Genomic DNA, 21,242 nt, shown 5'->3' on the forward strand with positions numbered 1-21,242 from the left:
GGCAAAAAGAGGTTGCGGCCTGTCTTTACGCCTTGTGCAAGGCTAAGGGGAAGGAGCGGAGTTCCGCAACATGCATTCCTGTTTGGCGCGCAACTATTCCAAGCGATATGCCAAGACGCGCGATTCCATCCCGCTAATGGGGCAGGTTGGGAATTGACGGTGCACAATCGCTTGTCTAATGCCTATGGGAGGTGTGGGCCGCGAGATGAGCGCCGAGGTTGTCGTGCCGCAATCCAATGAAACTCTGCGATAGAAGTATATGACAGTAGAAGTAATCGGGCGTGCATGCGCCGCACCTGGAGCTGGATCGCCTGAAGCGCTGTTTGAAATGATGCGTGCGGGCATCTGCGCGGTCACGAACATTCCAAGTGATCGCTGGGACCGTGCGCGCTTCTGGCACCCGCAGATGGGCGTTGCGGGAAAATACTATACCGATGCTGCAGGGGTGCTTGAAGACATTCATGCCTTCGACCCTGCCTTGTTCGGCATTTCGCGGCGCGAAGCGACCTTCATGGATCCGCAGCAGCGGCTGATGCTGGAATTGACCTGGCGGGCGCTGGAGGATGCCAATCTTCCGGTGGCGAGCCTCCAGGACGAGCGGGTTGCGGTCTATGTCGGCGCATCCAGCCTCGACCATGCCAATCTGTCGGTTGAGGATCCGGCAGCGCCCGGTCCCTACTTCATGACCGGCAATACGCTGTCTATCGTCTCCAACCGTATTTCCCACGTCTTTGGCCTCAAGGGGCCGAGCCTGACGGTCGACACTGCCTGCTCGTCTTCACTGGTCGCTCTCGACCATGCCGTTCGCGCCATCAATTCCGGTCTGGTCGACACCGCCATTGTCGGCGGCGTGAACATGCTCGTGCATCCGCTGCCTTTCGTCGGTTTCGCCCAGGCGCGCATGCTGTCGCCCGACGGGCTCTGCAAAGCCTATGACAATGACGGCATTGGCTATGTGCGCGCCGAAGGCGGCGCCGTGCTCGTTCTCCGCTCCTCCGAACGCGTCGCCCGCGAAGGTGACCGCAGCCGCGCGACGATCGTCGCATCCGGCATCAATGCCGCGGGCCGAACCAACGGCATTTCGTTACCGTCGCGCGAGGCGCAGGCGGAATTGCTGATGTCGATTTACTCTGACGGCATCGATCCCCGCGACGTAGCCTTCGTCGAAGGCCATGGCACCGGAACCAAGGTCGGAGACCCGGCCGAAGTCTGGTCGCTTGGCCAGGTGATCGGCATGCGCCGGGAAGAGCCGGTATGGATCGGTTCGATCAAGACCAATATCGGCCATACCGAACCGGCCTCCGGTTTGCTGGGCGTGATCAAGGCGATGCTCGCGCTGGAACATGACTATCTGCCGGCGTCGCTGCATTTCGACACGCCGAATGAGGAAATCGATTTCCAGGGCCTCAATGTGCGCGTCGCAGACAAGCCCGTAGTGCTCGACAAGAGCGATCGTCCGCGGCTCGCCGGGATTAATTCCTTCGGTTTCGGCGGCGCCAATGCGCACGTCGTGATCGCCGACCCGCAGGCTGAGGTTGCGCCCGTTGAGTCAAAATCGGCCGCAGGCGCTTCCCCGCGACTTCTGATGATCAGTGCTCACACGGCCGACAGCCTGAAGGGGCTACTTGCTGCCTATCGCGATCGCCTCACTCAGGCCGAAAGCAAAGAGGAGGCCGCCGCCATCGTCGCCGCAGGGAGCGCCAACCGCTCGGCGCTGCGCCACCGTTTCGTGGTCACGGCGGAACGCGCGCAGGCCATCGAAGCGATCGACGCTCATCTTGCCGGTGCCGAATGTCTCGCTGAGACCGGTGAAGCACTGTCGCGCGACCCGAAAGTTGCGCTCGTCTTTTCGGGCAACGGAGCGCAGTGGGCCGGTATGGGCCTCGAGGCGCTCAAGCACAATGCCTCCTTCCGGCGATCCTTCGAGCGGATATCCGAGCTTTTTTCGCGCCAGTCTCCTATCGACCTCAAGGAATCGCTCAGCGATCCGGAACTTGAGAGCAAGCTTAGCGATACCAAGCTTGCGCAGCCGATTCTCTTCGCCATCCAGGCCGCCTTGACGGACAGCTTGGTGGAGATGGGCCTTCGCCCGACAGCGAGCCTCGGCCATTCGGTCGGCGAAGTCGCCGCTGCCTACGCGGCCGGCGCGCTGTCGCTCAAGGATGCCGTGACGGTGATTGCCAAGCGCTCGCTGCACCAGGACGTATTGGCAGGCGAAGGGACTATGGCGGCCGTCAAGCTTGGTGAACAGGCCACGATGGAACTAATCCGGTCCCTCGACCTGGGAGAAGCTCGAAATCGCAGCGATCAACGCGCCGAATTCGGTGACGATCTCGGGTTCCTACGAAAATATCAAGCTTCTGCGCGAGCGTGCCCGCAAACGTCGGGTGGCGGTTCAGCCGCTGGACATCAATTATCCCTTCCATCACCCGCTGATCGATCGGTCGCGCGATGCGTTTCTGGCCGACATGCCGGCGATCGCGCCGCGCCGTGGCGATACCGTGTTCATCTCGACAGTTACCGGCACCGCGATCAATGGCGAAGCACTGACACCGGAATACTGGTGGCGCAATGTTCGCCAGCCGGTCAAGTTCCAGCAGGCTGCGGAAGAGGCAATGGCGCTCGGCTGCAATGTGTTCATCGAAGTGACACCGCGCGCCATCCTTGGCGGTTATCTTTCCGAAATTGCAAAACAGCGTTCAGCTTCGATCAATTTTGTCGGGACACTGTCGCGCGAAGATGGGCACCTGAACAGCGATCCGGTGCTGCAGGCCATGGCACGCGCCATCGCCGGCGGAGCGACGGTCGACAAGGCCAAGGTGTTCGGGAAACGCAATGCCTTCGTGAACCTGCCGGAGCTGCCGTTCGACAAGACCGACCTTCAGCCAGATCGCACCAGCGACCGCGCCGACATCTACGGGCGCGACAGCGAGGTCGGCTACACGCTTGTTGGCTGGCGCATCGATCCTAACAGCGCGACATGGAAGAACCATATTGATGCGCATCTCTTCCCGGATCTTGCGGAGCATGTCGTCGATGGTCGCTCGATCCTTCCGGGCAGCGGCTTCATCGAGATTGCTATCTCCGCGGCCAGCCAACTTTACGGTCAGTCGCGCGTTGAAATCACCAATCTCGAAATCGTGCGTCCTCTCGAGCTTAGCGAAAGCCGTCTGATCGAGCTTTCGACCATGGTCTCGCGCGAGACCGGCGATCTCGAGATCCGTTCGCGCGAGCGGCTGAGTGAAGACGACTGGACGATCCATGCGGTCGCCCGCGTGCGCAAGCTGACTGCTTCCGAGGTGCGTCCGGTCCCGGCTTTGCCGCAGATCGACGTGACCGCCGAGATCGATGCGAAGAAGGCCTATGGCATCGCCGCCAATTTCGGGCTCGACTACGGACCGCACTTCCAGCTGATGCAGCAGACCATCTGTCGCGGCGATCGGTTGATCGAGGTGTCGCTTGCTGAACCCGCGACGCCGGCGCATCCGATGCTGCGCTACAATCTCAACCCCGTTTCCGTCGATGCTGTCTTCCACGGTCTAGTCGCCCTGTTCGACCGGTTCAGCGGCGACCATCGTGGAGCGCCCTATATTCCGGTGCGCTTCGGCCAGATCCGCATCGACCGCACCGGCGCTACGATCCGCCGGGCGGTGATCGAGATCGACCGGCTGAGCCCGACCTCGATCAAGGCGAAGTTCCATCTGTTCGATGCCGATGGCGAGCGGGTTGCGTCCTTAGAGGACTGTCGCTTCCGTCGTACCTATCTGAAGCAGCGCAAGGCGCTGGGCGCGCTTTCCTTCCACTACGAGGCGCTGTCTTCGTCGGTGGCGGGGCGGGCCTTGCCGTCGGTCGCGGCCGCTGTCTCGGCGGATTCCTGCTTCGCGCAACTGCCGGAAACCGGCATCGACAACGAGACGCTGCTGTTCAATGCCGCGATCATGCGGGCCCTGCACGATATGGCGAGCGCGCTTGCGGGCGGCAAGACGAGCCTCACCTCTGCTGATCTTCCAGTCGACCCGGCCCTGCGACCGTTCCTGTTCAACGGCCTGCACCTGCTGGCCGATGCCGGCTTCATCGACCAGCAGGGCGGGGAATGGATCATCGATCCGGAATGTGCGCTGCCGCCGGTCGCGGAAATCCTTGGCGACCTCTACAAGGAATGTCCGGATCGCGCCGTCGAGGCGGTGCTGATCAACGATGTCTATCGCGAGGTGCTGGATCGCCTCGCCGAGCCGGAAGCGGGCACAGACGCTGGTGATGAAGGGTCGCTGAAGCGCGATCATTTCCTCAGCGAGGCAACTCTGGAACACCAGGAAATTCATTCGGTTGCAGCCCGGTCGCGAATAACGATCCTGCTTGACGGCCTGCGCGCCTGGCTTGGCAAGCGGCCATCCAAGGCAAGCCTGCGGATCCTCGAGCTTGGCAGCACCTCGGTGGGCCTGAGCCGCGGGCTCGCGGAAATTGCCGCCGACCACGGTGCCCGGCTGGCGATCTACGAGCCGGATGGCGCGCTTCGCCATCGCCTGGAACTCGCCTTCGAAGATCAGCCTCACGTCAGCATCTTTTCGCGCGAAGAACTGTCGGCCATCGCATCGGCTGATGTCGTGCTCAGTGCCAGCAGCCAGTTCCGCAACCTGATCGAAACGGACTTCGCATCGGAGAAGGGCGCGGGCGTCCTGGCCGGTGCTCAAGCTCTGATGGCTGCCGTCGAGGCGCCGGCACTGTTCCACGACTTCGTCTCGGGTCTCTCCGAGGGTTGGTTCGCCCGCAGCCAGACCGCGGAATTCCCGATCGGTGCATTGGCGAATGCCAGTGATTGGCGGGCGATCCTGTCGAACATCGGCTTTGCCGAGGCGGATGTCGTCCTGCGCGAGATGACGGGCGGGCCGGTCATCACCATCGAAACGAAAGCCGCAGCCTCCGCTGCTTCCGAAATCTCGGATGCGACCTACGCGACCCAGAACCCGGTTCTGCTCGTCCACGACGGACGCATTTTCACGGATGCCCTGTCTGCGGCAGCCGAAGGTCAGGGCTTCCCATCCTTCGAGATTCTTGCCGCAAGCGGCGATCTTGCTGCCGACAAGGAAGCCTTCATCAAGCGCTTCGAACGCCATGCGGATGACCCGCTGGACGTGATTTATCTCTCCCCCACAGTCGATGCGGCTGGGGACGCATCGGCCGTGCTTCAGGACAATGTGCTGATCCTCAGCGCGTTTGCCTTGGCGCTTGCCGACTATCGCGGATCGCGCACCAAGGAACCGGCGCCGATCCGGCTTCTCGTATCGGCACCCGGCGGCGCGCCGGTTTCCGATCGACCGGCGGCCGACCCGGTGAATTCGGGTTTGTGGACTTTCCTGCGCGTCTTGCGCAACGAGTTCGACTTCGTCGATGTCCAGAGCATCGACAGCGGTGCCTTGCGTCGTGATCCGGCCCAGTTGCTCGCCGACGTGGCGGCCATTTGCGCGCCAGGCGTTGCCAACCGCGAATGGTGCGTCAGCACCGATGGCATAAGCGCGCTTGAATTGCGCGCAGTTCCGGGCGCCATGCCGACGGCCAACACAGTCACGACGACTTTTGACGCCGCGGTCATTCGCCAGCAGACGCCGTCGCAGGTTTCCAGCATCCGCTGGGAAAGCTGTGACGTGCCGGCAATTGGACCGGACGACGTCCTGGTCCAGGTGGCCGCCACCGGCCTCAACTTCCGCGACGTCATGTGGGCCATGGGACTTTTGCCGGAAGAGGCACTGGAAGACGGCTTTGCCGGCGCTTCGATCGGCATGGAGTTCTCCGGTCGAGTCGTTGCTGTTGGCGGGAATGTCGATGACCTCGCCATCGGTGATCCTGTGATGGCCATCGCGGCTGCCGCCTTCGCCACCCATGTCGTTGTCAAGCGGGCAGGCGTAGCGAAATTGCCGTCCGGCGTTGATCCGGTCGCGGCTGCTTCGATTCCGGTCGTCTTCCTGACGGCCTATTACGCGATCATCGAACTTGCCCGGTCGCGTCCCGGCGAGACGATCCTGATCCACGGCGCTGCCGGCGGCGTTGGCCTTGCTGCGCTGCAGGTGGCCAAGCATGCGGGTCTGAAGGTCATCGCGACCGCCGGCACGCAGGAGAAGCGTCGTTTTGTCGAAATGCTCGGCGCCGACTACATCTTCGATTCCCGCTCGCTGAGCTTCGTCAACGACGTTCTGGCGGTGACCGGCGGCGAGGGTGTGGACGTCGTGCTCAACTCGTTGTTCGGCGAGGCGATGGAGCAAAGCCTGTCGCTGGTGAAGCCGTTCGGCCGGTTCCTCGAGCTCGGCAAGCGCGACTATTATGCCGACAGCAAGATCGGGCTTCGTCCCTTCCGCCGCAATGTCAGCTATTTCGGCATCGACGCTGACCAATTGCTCGTCCTCCATCCGGCACTTTCGCGCCGCATGCTGAGCGAGATCGGCGTGCTATTCGAGGAGGGCGTGTTCTCGGCACTTCCCTATCGCGCCTTCGATCATGACGAAATCGGCGACGCTTTCCGTCTGATGCAGAATGCCGGGCACATTGGCAAGATCGTCGTCCTGCCGCCCAAGGCCGGCGTGGATCGGGTCGCGTCCCGTGCTTCGCGCAAAATGTTCGTCGATTCCGAAGGCGTGCATCTTGTCGTCGGCGGCATCGGTGGCTTCGGCCTCGTTGCAGCCGAATGGCTCGTCGAGAAGGGCGCGCGCCATGTTGCGCTGTGCTCGCGTCGCGGTGTGGCGGACGCAGAAACCTCTGCGGCGATCGAGCGTTGGCGCTTGGCCGGCGTTGTCGCCCATCTCTTCGCCTGCGATGTGACCAAAGAAACGGACGTCGCGAAAATGTTGTCGGCGATCCGCAAGATCGGCCCGTTGAAGAGCGTTGTCCATGCCGCCATGGTTCTGGACGATGCGCTGATCAGCAATCTCAATCGCGAGCGCAACCAGCCGGTCATCGACGTCAAGGCCAAGGGTGCGGCGATCCTCGATCGGCTGACGCGCGTTGACAAGCTGGACAATTTCATTTTGTTCTCATCGGTGACAACACTGGTCGGCAACCCGGGGCAGGCCAACTACGTGGCTGCGAACGGCTTCCTGGAAGGTCTGGCGCGTGCACGGCGAGGTGCCGGGCTGCCGGGGCTTGCGGTCGGTTTCGGCGCCATTTCCGATGCGGGCTATCTCGCCCGCAACACTGATGTCGGCCAGCGGCTCGACCGGCGGCTCGGCAAGACGGCGATCGGTTCGCGCGAAGCATTGCAGTGCGTCGAGGACTATATCGCGTCCGCCCCCGACAGCGTCGAGGCTGCGGTGGTAATGGTATCCGAATTCGACTGGGGCGCCGCCCACCACCTGCGCGTGGTCGGAGAGAGCCTTTTCGAAGTCGTCATGCGCCGGGCTTCGCATCATGCAAGCGGGGCCGAAGGTGGCGAGATCGATCTTGCGGCGATGATAGAGGGCAAGGCCCAGACGGAAGCGCAGGATATCCTGTTCGATGTGGTGGCGCAGGAGATCGCCAATATCCTCAGAGTGTCACGCGAAAGCATCTCCAAGGAAAGCGTTCTCAAGGAAATCGGGCTCGACAGCCTGATGGCCGTTGAACTCGGTTTGAATTTCGAACAGAATACCGGCTTCGATATGCCGCTGAGCAGCCTTGCAGACAATGCAACGGTCGGGGACATTACGCGGCGCCTCTATGAGAAGGTGAGAACGCGGAGCGATACGGACGAAACGGCGGCTGAAGGGTCGGACGATTTGCGGATCCTCGACGAGTTGAGCCGACGTCACGGCGGAGCCGAACAGGAGGGCAACTCCGAACCATCGGAGTGAGCGCCTTGGAGTGCTGAAATGGATGAGAGCAAGCGGCAGTTCATACTGAACCGTATGAAAGGATTGCAGAAGGACGTCGAAGACGGGCGCCGCATCCGCACCGAGCACGCAGCAGCGCAGGCTCCGGTGCGCAGGCAGCCAGGCTTCGCAGACCTTCCCGAGTACAAGCAGGTGGTGATGCAGCAGCTCGCCGGCCAGCATTTCGGCATGGAAAACCCCTTCTACCGGGCCCATGAGGGCGCGAGCGGCGCAACTGCGCTGATCGGCGGCAGGCGCTTCGACAATTTCGCCTCCTACGACTATCTTGGCCTCAACCATCATCCGAAGGTTCTTGCACGTGCGACCCAAGCGCTCGACACCTTCGGCGTTTCCGCTTCGGCCAGCCGTCTGGTCGCAGGCGAGCGTACCATTCACACCGAGCTCGAAGAGAAGGTCGCCGATGTTTACGACGCAGAAGCCGCGGTCTGTTTCGTCAGCGGCTATCTGACCAATGTTGCGGGCATCAGCTCGCTGGTCGGGCCGAAGGATCTGGTGGTCCACGACGAGTTCATCCACAACAGCGCATTGGCGGGCATTCGGCTCTCTGGCGCTACGCGCCGTTTCTTCAAGCACAACGACATTGCCGATCTAGACCGTGTGTTGAAGGCGCTTGCCGGTGACTACGAGCGGATTTTGGTGATCGCCGAAGGCGTCTACTCGATGGACGGCGACATCGCCGATCTCCCGGCGCTGATTCGTCTCAAGGAGCAATACGGCTTTTGGCTGATGATCGACGAGGCGCATTCTCTCGGCGTGCTCGGCGATACTGGACGCGGCGTATTCGAGCATTTCGGCATTGCTCCGGGGGGCGTCGACATCTGGATGGGGACACTGTCCAAAACCAGCTGCAGCTGTGGCGGCTATATTGCTGGCAGCGAGGCGCTGATCACCCTGCTGAAAGCTCAGGCAGGCGGTTTCGTCTATAGCGTCGGCCTTGCCCCTGCGCTGGCGGCAGCGGCGATTGCCAGCCTCGGAATTCTGAAGGCCGAACCGGAGCGCACGCATCGGCTGCGCCACAATAGCCGTCTTTTCCTTGAGCTCGCCCGCGAACGCGGTCTTGATACGGGCCTGAGCCAAGGTTATTCCGTCGTGCCGGTGCTGGTTGCGGATTCGCTGCGTGCCGTGCAACTGTCGAACGAATTGCATGCCGATGGTATAAACGTGCTGCCGATCATCCATCCGGCCGTTCCGGAAGGTCTTGCACGGCTACGCTTCTTCATCACCAGCGCCCATACCGACGAGCAAATCACCCGCGCGGTCGAACGCACGGCCACTATTCTCGAGCGCTTGAAGCAGGAGAATTTTGGTCTCGGCTCGTTTGACACCAGTCAGTTGATGGCCCTGTTCGCCAAATCTTGAACCGTGTTGCCATCCGCAGGTTTCTTCCCACAAACGCGGTCCGATGATCACGGCCCGAGGTGTCCATGGTCCACGTCGTCATTACCGGAGGCTCGAGCGGGATCGGTTTGGCGGTAGCCCGCCAATATCTTGAACGGGCGGCGCGCGTGAGCCTGATCGGACGCAGTCAGGAGCGGCTCGAGGCGGCCAGGGCTCGGTTGATATCGGAGACCGGGCGGAGCGCAGATGACATTCTCATCGCCAGTCTTGATGTGACCGACGATGCCGCAGTGCAAGCGGTGCTCTCGGCAATCGAAGCCGATGTCGGCCCCTGCGATATACTCGTTACCGCCGCAGGCCTGGTGTCTCCAATGCCATTCGATGCGCTAACAGGAGCACAATTCAAGCGCCATGTGGACACCAATCTGAACGGCACGGTTCATGTGATCTCTGCCGTCTATGCCGGGATGAAGGCCCGCAGGCAGGGCCAGATCATGATCATCTCTTCGGGGGCGGGACTGATAGGGCTTCATGGTTATACCGCCTATTGCGCTTCGAAGTCGGCGCTCGTCGGTTTCGCCGAAGCCCTGCGCGTCGAATCGAGATGGCATGGCATTGATGTGTCGATCTGCTTCCCGCCTGATACGGATACCCCGCAATTGGCGGATGAGCTGAAGCTCCGCCCGGCGGAAGCGGTGGCAATGATAGGCCGTGCCGGACTGTGGAGTAGCGAGGCCGTCGCCCGGCGCATCGTCCGGGCACTGGATCGGCGGCAGGCCGAGATCTTCTTCACGCCGACGCTCTACCTGCTGGCGCGTTTCGGCGGTGTCGCAAAACCGTGGATCTATCGCTGGTTCCATCGGTCGTGGCGGCGATAAAGCCCGCGCATTTTCACTGCGCGGTCAGTTCGGCCTCGTAGCGGAATTCGACCGGGCCGGGAGGCTCTTCCGAAAGCTGGCGGGAAGGCGAGAGGATGCGCTCGAGCATTTCGTGCGCGCCGCTTTGGATCGCTTGCTTGCCGATGAAGCCGCCGCGAACCTGCACGGTGGCGATCAGGGCGCGGGCGAGAGCATCAGGCATGTCGGCTTGTGGAGCCTGAGGTTCGGTCCAGAAAGACGCCAGGCTCTCCTGATGTGTCACGCCGGGCATGTCGTAGATCGAAGCGCCAAGGCTTATCACCGGCTTTCCCGCAAGCAGCGCCGTCAGGCCCACTGTCGAATTGACCGTGACAATGCCGTCAGCGCGGGCAATCAACCGATCCAGGTCGCCGCCGTCGATCAGATCGACCCGGTCGCCGACCCCCTGTGATTTCGCCATATCGGCGATCCTTCGCGGCCAACCGCTTAGGCCGTTGTCGATCGGGTGCGTCTTGAACAGCAGGCGCTTGTCCGTCGTGGCATGGCGGGCAAAGGAACGGATGACACTCTCGACCAGCCGGTAAAGATCCCCGACTGGCGCGTGCAGCCGGATCTGATAGTCGCCTGGCAATTGCAGGGGAAACAAGAAAAAACGGGACCCGTTTTCCGGTGCTGCAGACAAATAGCGACCCTCTATCGCTCGGGCTTCGCGCCCGCGACGGCGTGCGGCAAGGGCTTTGCCGATCCAGCCGGCATATTCGATGACTGGATGAACAGGGCCATGGGCACGATAGTTCGGATGAACGAGCCAGCCGAGCAGCACGTTCGGGACGTGGTAGGCCAGATCCAGTAGGGCATAGGTCAGGAAGCTCGATCGGAAATGTCCACCAAGGTCGGCAGGGGGCGTGCCGGCGGCTATGGCGCGAACCGTTTCGGCCCGCTTAGGAAAGCGCGACCGGCCGGACATGCCGTCCGGCTCGATGGTCAGCCAGTCGGGTCTCAGATATCCGTGTTCGAAGACATGCACACGGATACCGAGGCCGCGGGCGACCTCGATCGCGGCTGCATGCTTGGGCCGTCCGTCGCCGAGCATCAGGATGTCGGTTACTTTTCTGTCGCGGCAAAACCGCTCCAGATATTGCGGCCACTGCGCATCGGCGCCCCTGAACCAGTCGGCCCGGCGGGGCCACCAAAAGACAGCATCGCCAAGGCAGAAATGGATCTTGTATACCGAGAACCCACGCTGCTCCGCCTCGGACGCCAGACCCTTCAGAAAGGGAGAGGCGGGCCCTTGGAGAAGCAGCAAGGCGAAACGATGCATGATGGTCACTTGTGGTCTTGTTCATCGGTTGGCTGCCACTTATAGTCGCCGCCGGCTCGCAGGTACAATGCCGGTTTCAATGGAAATGGTTCGGAATGCTCCCCTCTTCTTCTTGTGAATGGTACGTTCGTTGATGCGTCCATCCGAGACACGATCTTCGATCCTATTCCTGCAGGGCCCGCCATCGACTTTCTGGCGTGCGCTTGCCGATGCTTTCGAGGCTGCCGGCGTGCCTACCCATCGCGTCAATTTCTCGTTTGGGGATCAACTCTACTGGCTCAAGCGTGGAGCGATCAATTATCGAGGATCGTTCAAGCGCTGGGCCTCGTTCGTCGAGGCGCTGATCCAGCGCGAGGACATTACCGATATCGTCTACTACGCGGATCAATTGCCGTATCACTGCGTGGCGCGCGACATCGCGCGGCGGCTAGGCGTCCGTTGCCATGCCATGGAGTTCGGCTACCTGCGCCCTGATTGGATCACCCTCGAACGGGACGGGATGGGGAGACTATCGCATTTCCCGAACGATCCGGAGGCCATAAGGGCGATCGCGAGACAGGTGCCGGAACCAGACATGCACGTGCTCTATCCTCATACCTTCGGACAGGAAGCGTTCAACGAGGTGGTCTATAATCTGGCGGCCTTTTTCGGGCGTCCTTTTTTCCCGCTCTATCGCGCCGACAAATACTATAACGCGCTGGTTGACTATCTGCCTTGGGTCGTGCGGGCCCTGCATCGAAAGGCTTTGACCCCGCCGGAGCTTCTGGAGAAGGGACATGTGCCTTTCTATATCGTGGCCCTGCAGCTTCAGAGTGACTATCAAATCCGGGCGAATTCACCCTATGCCCATCTCTCCGATATGCTGGAAGAAGTCATAGGCTCTTTTGCCGCTCATGCGACGAGCGAGAGCTTTCTTGTGGTCAAGCAGCATCCGCTGGACAACGGACTGGAACGCTGGGGCAAACGGGTCGGCCGTATTGCGCGCCAGCACGGCGTCGAAAAGCGAGTGATCTTCATCGAACAGGGAAATCTCGTGGCATTGCTCAAGCGGGCATTGGGCGCTGTGGTGGTGAATTCCACGGTCGGGCTGCACAGTCTGCGGGCGCATGTGCCGACGATTGCGCTCGGATGCGCCGTTTTCGATGTTCCCGGTCTCACCCATCAGGCCACACTCGACAGCTTCTGGACAGATCCGGAACCGGTGGACGAAGCTCTGCTCAAGAAATTTCTTGCGGCTCTGGCCGCAACGATTCAGGTCAAAGGGAATTTCTATCATCAGGAGGGCCGCGAGGTCGCGATTGAGGAGATCGTGCGGCGCATTCTCGCCAATGGGGTCAACGCGCCTGGCGCCTTCATCGATCCGCCTCCGCGCTGGTCCTCACCGAAGGCCTTTCCGCGGCATATCGGCAACACTGCGGGCACATATTGACGATGGGTATTGGTCAATTTTTAGCTTCTTTGATCTATTGTGGGTGTACGTCTGGAAGTCTGGCTTTTTCCCATGCTATGGGTCACACGCCCATCCAGATTCTATTGCGGTCAGGAGTGCCGATTTGAAGCGCGTAGTTGTTGTTGTTGCTATCGTTTGTGCAGGCTTGGCTGGCTGTGAAGCGGTTCCCGGTGCTGGTCCGCTGGCAGCTGATATCAATGGGCAGGCGGGCAAATCGATCTCCGATGTTCATCGTTCCAACGCAGCCGTCTTCGAAATTGTCGATGTTAATGCGGAAACTGCGCGTACGGTTGCCGATTTTTCGGTCGGCATGCTGAAGCGTCGTTTCGGTATTGGCGGAGCGGCGCGCAACGTGGTGATCGGCGTCGGCGATCAGCTGCGGGTCACGATCTTCGAAGCCGGCGCCGACGGGCTGTTCTCCACCCAGGACTCCAAGAAGACCGATATCGACGTCGTCGTTCAACCGGACGGTAAGGCGGCTATTCCCTATGTCGGCCAGGTACAGTTCCGTGGTCGGACGCTCGAGCAGGCCCGCCAGGCCGTGTTGAGTGCATTGGCAAACAAGGCCGTGGAGCCTGACGTCATCATCAGCAGTGGCGGCACCTCGTCCCGCAACGTCACGGTATCCGGTGCGGTCGGCAGGCCATCCATGGTTCCGCTTGGCCTCTCGGGCGAAACCATCATGGAAGTCATTGCGAAGGCTGGCGGTCCGGCATCGCAACCATACGAATCCTACGTTACATTGGCGCGTGGGTCGAAGACGGGTACGGTGCTGCTGCAGTCGATCGTGGAGAATCCGTCGGAAAACATCTACGTCGAGCCAAAGGATCAGCTCTTCGTCACCCACGATCCGCGCACCTTTACAGCGCTCGGAGAGGTGTGGAAGAACGGTCGTCTGCCATTCGGCTCGAACGACGTGAACCTGCTCGAGGCGATCGCGCTCGCAGGTGGCGGTTCGGATGAACGGATCGATGCTAAGGGCTATTTCGTCTTCCGCTACGAGGAGCCGGAAATCGTCTCCGACCTGCTATCGCCCGAGCGGTTCCACAGTCTGGTGGCCAAGGGCATGAGGCCGAACAAGGAAGGTCGTTATCCGATCGTCTACCGTTTCGACATGTCGGTTGCCGACAGCCTGATCGTCGGCCAGAATTTCCCGATCAAGAACCGCGACGTGGTCTATGCGTCGCGCCACCCGGCCGTGGACATTGCCAAGTTCGTGCGCCTGGTTTCGGCACCGCTCGCCACTGCCCGCACCGGACAGATTTTGTTGAACCAGTAGCCTGCGGCGAAAGCGCTCACGCGTAGAGAGCAACGAAAAAACCCGCCGCCGGCGGGTTTTTTATTGTTGGCCAGGGACGACGGGTAGCCGTCCCTGGTCTGTCTGTCTTGCCTGTTACTCGCGATTGCCGAGGAAGCGCAGCATGAACAGGAAGAGGTTGATGAAGTCGAGATAGAGCCTCAGAGCGCCCATGATCGCTTTGCGTCCGGCAACGTCGCTACCATCGGCCTCGTAGTAGGTTTCCTTGATGCTCTGCGTGTCGTAGGCGGTCAGGCCTGCAAACAGCAGGACGCCGATGACGGAGATCGCGAACTCAAGTGCCGAAGACGCCAGGAAGATGTTGACCAACGACGCGATAATCACGCCGAACAGGCCCATGATCAGGAACGAGCCCATGCCCGACAGGTCACGCTTGGTGGTGTAACCGTAAAGCGACAGGGCGCCGAAAGAAGCGGCGGTCACGAAGAAGGTCTGGACGATGCTGGCGCCCGTGTAGACCATGAAGATCGACGACAGCGACAGGCCCATCAGGCCGGCATAGACCCAGAAGGTCGTCCGTGCGGCCGAAACGCTCAACGTATGGATCCGGAAGCTCATGAAGAACACGAGGCCCAACGGTGCGAGCATTACCAACCACTTGAGGGGGCTGAGATAGATCGCCTGGCCAAAGGCCGTCAGCTGGCCGTCGCTGCCGATCGCCATCTGTGCGGTGACGAATGCAGCAATACCCGTGATCGCCAGCCCGAGCGCCATCAGGTTGTAGACCTTCAGCATATAAGAGCGGAGGCCCTCGTCGATCATCGTCGCCGACTGGGCACCACCCTGGCCTGCTCGGCTCTGGTAGTTGCGAAGTTCAGACATTGTTTCCTCTTTTCAAGCTCCGAAAAGGTTACGGTGTCGGGTTTCATACCCAGGCGCCGCTGCGGAGCTCCAGCATGCCTAGCGCCAATATGAGGATTCCCAGCCCGCGCGACAAGACCCGAGTTCCTCAAAATGCCGTTATCGTCTCCGATCCGGGCGATAAAGGGAGCGGTGCGGGAATGAGGCCGATGCTAGAGTTCCCTGAGGACCGGAGCTGCCTTCTGCCCCAGGATTCGCCAGGTGCCTGCAAGGCCGATACCGATTGTGGTCACGAGCGACAGTAGGATCGTTGTCAGCGCGACATCGGGCAGGAAGTTGGACGGCAGCCGCATGATCTGGCTGAGCACGTACCAAGCGACACCGCCGCCTGCCAGCAGTGCAAAACAGGCGGTCGCTGCACCCAACAGAAAGTATTCATAGGTAAAGGCACGGATCAGCATCGCGCGCGTGGCTCCGAGCGTCTTGAGAACGACGGCATCATGGGTGCGGGCACGGTTGCCGGCGGCAAGCGCACCCGACAGCACGAGGACCGAGGCAATGAGGGCGATGGCCGCGGCGGCACGGATGGCGGTGGCCAATTGCCCGACCAGCCGGTCGACCACATCCAGCGCATCCTTAACGCGGACGCTCGTAATCGTCGGGTAGGCCTGGGTCACGGCCTTGAGAACGGCGGCTTCGTCGGCCGGCTCGGCTTCGGTGTCGGTCAGTGTCGCTAGCCAGGCGTGCGGTGCGCCGGCAAAGGTATTGGGTGAAAACACCATGACAAAGTTGATCGACAGGCTCTCCCACTCGACTTTGCGGAAATTGGCGATCTTCGCCGTAATGTTGCGGCCCAGCACGTTGACCGTCACTGTGTCGCCGAGTTTCAGGCCCAGTTCGCCGGCTTCCTCGACAGAGAAGGAAACGAGCGGTTCGCCCGCGTAGTCCGCCGGCCACCAGGTTCCCTCGACGACGGAGGCGTTCTCCGGGACTGTCTCGGCATAGGTGATGCCGCGATCGCCGCGCAGCACCCAACGGCCTTCTGGCGGGACTTCAATCATGGCGACATCGGTACCGTTGAACGCGAGGATGCGGCCACGCAGCATCGGAACCTCTACCAACGTGCCGTTCGGCGAAATCCCTTCGACCACCGACCGGAAGCCATCAATCTCGCTTTTCTGGATGTCGATGAAGAAGAAGTTCGGCGCGCGCTCCGGCAGGTTGGCGCTGAGTTCCCGCCGTAGATTGCCGTCGATCAATGCAAGCGCCACCAGAAGGCTCAAGCCAAGGCCGAGTGATAGGGTGACCGCGGGTGTCAATGCGCCGGGACGATGGATGTTGCCGATTGCCAACCTGAGCGCTGCGGAGGGCACGCGCGGGCTGCGCCGCGCGAGGTAGGCGATTGCCAGTGCGACGAGGCGCAAGAGAACGAAGCCAGCGGCCATCGCCACCAGGAAGATCGTTGCGATGCGTCGTTCATCCGAGCTCAGGATTGCCAGGGCCGCCAGAGCGGCAAGGGCCAGAGCGGCGGCGGCGATATAGGGCCAGGACGGCAGGCCACGGGATTCGAAACCCTGCTCGCGGAATAGGGCGGTCGCCGGGACCTGCCGGGCGTGGCCGAGCGGCAGGATGGCAAAAGACAGCGTCACGAGAATGCCGAACATGGCTGCGAGCAGCAGGGCACCCGGATAGAGAGTCGGTTCCGTCGAGATCGGCAGGAAGCCGGCGAGGTAGTAGGAGGCCACCAGGGGAGCGATCGCGCCAAGCACGAGCCCGGCCAGGATGCCGATGATGGCGACAACGGTGATCTGGAAGAAGTAGACCATAACGACAACCGAAGCCGGCGCGCCGAGGCATTTCAGCGTGGCGATGACGGTGCGCTTGGAATCGAGGAAGGCGCGCACGGCATTTGCCACGCCGACGCCGCCGACCACCAGCGCAGTCAGTCCGACGAGTGTGAGAAACTGTGAGAAACGCTCGATATTTTCGGTGAGCGACGGCGCGGCGCGGTCGCTGGTGCGGATCGACCACCCGGCATTCGGCAAGGTGCTCTCAGCTTTCCGCCGGATTTCTTCAGGAGTTGGAGCAGGGGTGGCAAGCCGGATCTTGTAGGCGTGCTCGACCAGACTTCCGGTGTCGACCAGACCACTGGCTTTCAGCGCTTCCCGGGTTGTCACCAGCCGAGGCGCGAAGCCGAAACCGTCTGAGATCGCGTCCGGCTCCGTTGTGATGGCCCCGGTAATCACGAAGCTTGCCTTGCCGATCAGCACCTCGTCGCCGATCTTGAGCCCAAGCCGGTCCAGTAGCAGAGGGGCGGCAACGGCGCCGAAACGGCCGTCGACTGGCGCAATGAGTTCGTTAAGGGGTTGGGCTGGTTCTGCCACGAAAGTGCCGTAGAGCGGATAGGCGCCGTCGACCGCCTTGACCTCGACCAGTGACTGGTCCGATCCATCAGGCAGGCGCGCCATCGAGCGCAGCACGGTCGATACGGCAATGTCTCCCAGGCCTTCAAGGAAGCGCATCTCCTCCTGGTTGGCTTCTCGGTTGTTCAACTCAAAGCGCACGTCGCCAGCCAGCAGGGTGCGACCCTCTGACGCGATCGAGCCGGTGATCGCCGTCGAGACCGAATTGACGGCGGCGATTGCGCCGGTGCCGAGCGCGATGCAGGCGAGGAAGATATAGAAACCCTTCAGCCCGCCGCGCAGTTCGCGCAGCGAGATACGAAAGGCCGTGGAGACTCTCGTCGCGAAATGCATCATGCGGTCAGGGCTTCCGAATGGCGGTCGAGCACCGCAGCGTCAGCGGCGATCTGGCCGGACGCGACGCGGACCTGACGCGAGCAACGGGAGGCGAGCGCGAGGTCATGGGTGACCAGTACCAGCGTCATGCCGCGTTCGGCCTGCTGGGCAAAGAGCAGGTCGGCGATCTGACGGCCCGTCTCGGTGTCGAGGTTGCCGGTCGGCTCGTCGGCGATCAATACGGCCGGCGAGGGAGCAAGGGCGCGGGCTATGGCGACGCGCTGCTGCTCGCCGCCGGAGAGCTGGCCCGGATAATGGCCGAGCCGCTCACCCAGGCCGACGGCCTGCAATTCACGCCGGGCGATGTCGAAAGGATTGCGAACATTGGCCAATTCAAGCGGGATGGCGACATTCTCGAGCGCCGTCATGTTGGCGATCAGGTGGAAGGACTGGAAGACGATGCCGATGTTCTTGCCACGAAAATCGGCAAGCGCGTCTTCGCCCAAGCGGTGCAATGCTGAGCCATTGACGTGGATCTCGCCGCTGTCGAGGCGCTCGAGGCCTGCAAGCACCATAAGCAGCGTGGACTTGCCCGACCCTGAAGGGCCGACGATGCCGACGGCTTCGCCCTCGCCAATCGTCAGGTCGATATTCTTCAGTACATGAACGGATGCTGCCGCATTCCCGAGAGTGAGATCGGCCTTCTTTAGTTCGATAATGGTTTTTATCACCCGTGCTCGCCCTATATGTGTGAGGCGAAGCAAGCTTCGCGCGCTGTTCCAGCTTATGCCAATTTAGGGAAGGCCCGATGAGATTTAAAGCGACGCTCCTTCATATCGCCGTGATCGCCGGCAGCCTAGTTGCATCCGCATTCACCGCAGCCGCCCAGCCGATCCAATTGGTAGGATTTGGCGATAGCCTTATGGCAGGCTACCAGCTGCCTGCGGAAGACGCCCTGCCCGTTCGTCTCGAGAAGGCGCTGGTCGCCGAGGGGGCCGACGTCACGATCATAAATGCCGGTGTGTCGGGAGATACGAGCGCGGCCGGTCTGGCAAGGGTCGACTGGTCCGTGCCGGATGGTGTGAGGGGCGTGATCCTGGAACTTGGCGCCAATGACGCGTTGCGTGGCATTCCGCCGGAAGAGACGGAAAAGAACCTCGACGCGATCATCGGCAGGCTGCAGGCACGCGGGATTGCGGTTCTGCTTGTTGGCATGCTGGCTCCGCCAAACATGGGTGCCGATTATGCCGATCGATTCAATCCAATCTATCCGAAGCTTGCGGAAAAACATGGGCTTGCCTTCTATCCGTTCATCCTGGACGGAGTCGTCACTCGATCCGAGATGCAGCTCGAGGACGGGATGCATCCGAATGCCGAGGGTGTCGCAATCATGGTCGAGCGCATGCTGCCGGTTGTCCGGGAGTTTGTGGAAGCCATTCAGGACACGCCTAAATAGGGACTTGCGTGTCCCGGCGTTGCGTGATTCGCTGTGTGTGTCTTAAAAAAGATTCGGGGAGTTCGCCATGCCGAGATTGTTCACTGCCCTCGAAATTCCGCGAAGTGCGGCATTGAGCCTCTCCCTTTTACGTGGCGGTCTCCCTGGCGCCCGATGGATCGATGTGGAGAACTACCATCTCACCCTCCGCTTCATCGGCGATGTCGATGGCCGGACTGCCGACGAGATCGTCGATCGGCTCGACCGGGTCGATCGGCCGGAGTTCACACTCAGCCTCAACGGCATAGGCTCGTTCGGTTCGAAGAAGCCACATTCCCTGTGGGCTGGTGTTTCACCCGCCCCGGAAATGTTCGCCTTGCAGGCTGAAATCGAGCGCATTTGCCAGCGCATCGGTCTGGCACCTGATCCGCGAAAATTCATGCCCCATGTGACTCTGGCCCGCCTCAAGACGTGTCGGGTCGATGACGTGGTGAACTATCTCTCCGGGCGCGGCAACTTCCACACAGCGCCGTTCTCGGTCTGCCGCTTCGTCCTGATGTCCTCGAAGGAATCGGTGGGTGGCGGTCCCTATTTGACCGAAGAAGTGTTTCCGCTCCACGAGGCGCGATCTGCCTCAAGTTTCTCGACGATGGAGCTGCAGCCCGCGAAAAGCATGTTGTAGACCTCGTGGAAGTCTCCGATCCCGCCGTAGTAGGGATCGGGCACATCGGCGTCGGTGCCCAGCGCATAGCTACCGAAAAGCCCAATGGTTGCCGGCGTTTCGCGCGGTGCAATGCCTTGGATATGGGCCAGATTGCTGCGGTCCATGGCAAGGATCAGTCGGAAGCGGTCGAAGTCGGAGGCTTCGATCCGGCGGGCGCGCAACTGCGATATGTCAATGCCGTGCTCGCGGGCGACCTGCACGGACCGGCTGTCAGGGGGGTAGCCGATATGCCATCCACCGGTGCCTGCCGAATCCGTTGGATACGCATCGGCTCTGCCGTCCCGTGTCGTCATATGACGAAATATGCCCTCGGCCAGCGGTGAGCGGCAGATGTTGCCGAGACAGACGAAAAGCACGGGAAATGGAGCCATCGGGTTTTCCGGGGTGACGAGAGGGTTGAGCATGAAATACGAAAAACTGGAAGACGCGGCAATCGCAGAACGCCTCCAGAGCCTGAAGGACTGGTCGCTTGCGCCTGATGGTGCTTCAATCAGCCGTCGGTTCGTCTTTGCCGATTTCGTCGAGGCCTTTGCCTTCATGACCCGGTCGGCGCTTGCTGCCGAACGGCTCAATCATCATCCCGAATGGTCGAACGTCTATCGTCGCGTCGACGTGACGCTGACCACGCATTCGGCCAAAGGGCTGACCGATCTCGATTTCCGCCTGGCGGGTGCCATGGACCGTGCCGCGGGGCGGCGCGATTGATTTCGGCGGTACACTTCCCATATCTTGACCGGGTCCAAACGAGAGGATCGAAACGCGATGGACGATATCAAGATCGGTGAAATACTGTTGCCGGGCGACGAGGAGACTCAGGAGCGCCAGGAGAACGATGTCCGGGCGAAATTCTGGCCGACGATGAAGAAGGCTGTCCGCCAGATACCGTTTTCGCGCGATGTGATTGCCGCCTACTTCTGCGCGACGGACCGGCAAACACCACTGCGGGTGCGCGGCATACTCCTTGCTGCGCTTGGCTATTTCGTTCTTCCATTGGATGCGATCCCCGACATGTTCGTACTGGTCGGCTTCACGGACGACATTGCCGTTCTCACCACGGCACTCGCCCTGATCAACGGGCATATCAGGGAAAGGCATTATGCCGCCGCCGACGAGATGTTGAGCGATGCACCGGTGGCACAACGCGCGCGTGCCTGAAAGATATCCAAGCCTGAGGCGGTACAGCGGCTGTCTCAGGCGATGGACGAAACGAAATTTGGCTGGGCCTAACTCTCGCCTGATTTCTTCTCTTTAGATCCGCCGGAAGGGCAGGGGCCTGTTCGAGCGTTGCATATGTCTCGATACAAGGCGATTCTCTTCCCCGATAATGGTTTGCGGCCGGAATCGTTTCGTGTTGACGGTTTGGTAACGTAAATTAAGTCATACTGAATCAAGTTTTGACGATGG

At 61.3% G+C, this 21,242-nt stretch carries 13 protein-coding genes and 1 pseudogene; 9 read left to right on the forward strand and 5 right to left on the reverse strand.

Features of this window, described 5'->3' with window-relative positions; translation table 11 throughout:
- Positions 1 to 259: 259 nt before the first annotated feature.
- From ACWPVA_RS18835 to ACWPVA_RS18845, 3 genes and pseudogenes are all read left to right on the forward strand, one after another.
- Positions 260 to 7,817, forward strand: a pseudogene (locus ACWPVA_RS18835) (SDR family NAD(P)-dependent oxidoreductase).
- An 18-nt stretch (positions 7,818 to 7,835) separates the two neighbouring features.
- Positions 7,836 to 9,215, forward strand: coding sequence for an aminotransferase class I/II-fold pyridoxal phosphate-dependent enzyme (locus ACWPVA_RS18840; protein WP_454289126.1), 1,380 nt, complete (start codon positions 7,836 to 7,838; stop codon positions 9,213 to 9,215).
- A gap of 65 nt (positions 9,216 to 9,280) precedes the next feature.
- Entirely contained in the window at positions 9,281 to 10,072 is a 792-nt protein-coding gene (locus ACWPVA_RS18845) for an SDR family oxidoreductase (RefSeq protein WP_454289127.1), read from the forward strand.
- Between the two features lie 13 nt (positions 10,073 to 10,085).
- Here ACWPVA_RS18845 and ACWPVA_RS18850 read toward each other — a convergent pair whose 3' ends face one another.
- Entirely contained in the window at positions 10,086 to 11,372 is a 1,287-nt protein-coding gene (locus ACWPVA_RS18850; RefSeq protein ID WP_454289645.1) for a capsule biosynthesis protein, read from the reverse strand.
- A gap of 133 nt (positions 11,373 to 11,505) precedes the next feature.
- Here ACWPVA_RS18850 and ACWPVA_RS18855 point away from each other — a divergent pair, with 133 nt between their 5' ends.
- A complete protein-coding gene (locus ACWPVA_RS18855) occupies positions 11,506 to 12,801 on the forward strand; it encodes a capsule biosynthesis protein (RefSeq protein WP_454289646.1) in 1,296 nt (431 codons plus the stop codon).
- A 124-nt stretch (positions 12,802 to 12,925) separates the two neighbouring features.
- Positions 12,926 to 14,101, forward strand: a complete 1,176-nt coding sequence (locus tag ACWPVA_RS18860) for a polysaccharide biosynthesis/export family protein (protein WP_454289128.1) — start codon at positions 12,926 to 12,928, stop codon at positions 14,099 to 14,101.
- A 114-nt stretch (positions 14,102 to 14,215) separates the two neighbouring features.
- Here the strand turns inward: ACWPVA_RS18860 and ACWPVA_RS18865 are convergent, their stop codons facing one another.
- From ACWPVA_RS18865 to ACWPVA_RS18875, 3 genes are all read right to left on the reverse strand, one after another.
- Complete coding sequence (locus ACWPVA_RS18865; protein ID WP_454289129.1) at positions 14,216 to 14,962, reverse strand: Bax inhibitor-1/YccA family protein; 747 nt, start codon at positions 14,960 to 14,962, stop codon at positions 14,216 to 14,218.
- 191 nt (positions 14,963 to 15,153) lie between these two features.
- Positions 15,154 to 17,700: an ABC transporter permease gene (locus ACWPVA_RS18870; protein ID WP_454289130.1), complete on the reverse strand. Its 2,547-nt coding sequence runs from the start codon at positions 17,698 to 17,700 to the stop codon at positions 15,154 to 15,156.
- Positions 17,697 to 18,410: an ABC transporter ATP-binding protein gene (locus ACWPVA_RS18875; RefSeq protein WP_454289131.1), complete on the reverse strand. Its 714-nt coding sequence runs from the start codon at positions 18,408 to 18,410 to the stop codon at positions 17,697 to 17,699. The genes ACWPVA_RS18870 and ACWPVA_RS18875 overlap by 4 nt, the downstream gene beginning before the upstream one ends.
- Before the next feature lie 77 nt (positions 18,411 to 18,487).
- On the opposite strand from ACWPVA_RS18875, the gene ACWPVA_RS18880 reads away from it, so the two are divergent.
- Positions 18,488 to 19,135: an arylesterase gene (locus ACWPVA_RS18880; RefSeq protein WP_454289132.1), complete on the forward strand. Its 648-nt coding sequence runs from the start codon at positions 18,488 to 18,490 to the stop codon at positions 19,133 to 19,135.
- Between the two features lie 67 nt (positions 19,136 to 19,202).
- Positions 19,203 to 19,796 (forward strand): RNA 2',3'-cyclic phosphodiesterase, encoded by a 594-nt coding sequence (thpR, locus tag ACWPVA_RS18885; protein WP_454289133.1) that lies wholly within the window; start codon positions 19,203 to 19,205, stop codon positions 19,794 to 19,796.
- Here thpR and ACWPVA_RS18890 read toward each other — a convergent pair.
- On the reverse strand, positions 19,703 to 20,209 hold the full coding sequence (locus ACWPVA_RS18890) for a low molecular weight protein-tyrosine-phosphatase (protein WP_454289134.1): 507 nt from the start codon (positions 20,207 to 20,209) through the stop codon (positions 19,703 to 19,705). The genes thpR and ACWPVA_RS18890 overlap by 94 nt on opposite strands.
- 31 nt (positions 20,210 to 20,240) lie before the next feature.
- Between ACWPVA_RS18890 and ACWPVA_RS18895 the strand changes: the two genes are divergently transcribed.
- Positions 20,241 to 20,543 carry a 4a-hydroxytetrahydrobiopterin dehydratase gene (locus tag ACWPVA_RS18895; protein WP_454289135.1) on the forward strand — a complete coding sequence of 101 codons (303 nt, stop codon included), beginning with the start codon at positions 20,241 to 20,243 and terminating at the stop codon, positions 20,541 to 20,543.
- Between the two features lie 57 nt (positions 20,544 to 20,600).
- Complete coding sequence (locus ACWPVA_RS18900; RefSeq protein WP_454289136.1) at positions 20,601 to 20,993, forward strand: YkvA family protein; 393 nt, start codon at positions 20,601 to 20,603, stop codon at positions 20,991 to 20,993.
- The last annotated feature ends 249 nt before the right edge of the window (positions 20,994 to 21,242 follow it).

This window comes from Rhizobium arsenicireducens (genome assembly GCF_964021225.1).

Bases quoted from the DNA above. Each gene is read 5' to 3' on its own strand.
- ACWPVA_RS18865 (WP_454289129.1), bottom strand. From the start codon at position 14,962: ATGTCTGAACTTCGCAACTACCAGAGCCGAGCAGGCCAGGGTGGTGCC.
- ACWPVA_RS18870 (WP_454289130.1), bottom strand. From the start codon at position 17,700: ATGATGCATTTCGCGACGAGAGTCTCCACGGCCTTTCGTATCTCGCTG.
- ACWPVA_RS18900 (WP_454289136.1), top strand. From the start codon at position 20,601: ATGGACGATATCAAGATCGGTGAAATACTGTTGCCGGGCGACGAGGAG.
- ACWPVA_RS18840 (WP_454289126.1), top strand. From the start codon at position 7,836: ATGGATGAGAGCAAGCGGCAGTTCATACTGAACCGTATGAAAGGATTG.
- ACWPVA_RS18890 (WP_454289134.1), bottom strand. From the start codon at position 20,209: ATGGCTCCATTTCCCGTGCTTTTCGTCTGTCTCGGCAACATCTGCCGC.
- ACWPVA_RS18880 (WP_454289132.1), top strand. From the start codon at position 18,488: ATGAGATTTAAAGCGACGCTCCTTCATATCGCCGTGATCGCCGGCAGC.
- ACWPVA_RS18845 (WP_454289127.1), top strand. From the start codon at position 9,281: ATGGTCCACGTCGTCATTACCGGAGGCTCGAGCGGGATCGGTTTGGCG.
- ACWPVA_RS18850 (WP_454289645.1), bottom strand. From the start codon at position 11,372: ATGCATCGTTTCGCCTTGCTGCTTCTCCAAGGGCCCGCCTCTCCCTTT.
- thpR (WP_454289133.1), top strand. From the start codon at position 19,203: ATGCCGAGATTGTTCACTGCCCTCGAAATTCCGCGAAGTGCGGCATTG.
- ACWPVA_RS18855 (WP_454289646.1), top strand. From the start codon at position 11,506: ATGCGTCCATCCGAGACACGATCTTCGATCCTATTCCTGCAGGGCCCG.
- ACWPVA_RS18895 (WP_454289135.1), top strand. From the start codon at position 20,241: ATGAAATACGAAAAACTGGAAGACGCGGCAATCGCAGAACGCCTCCAG.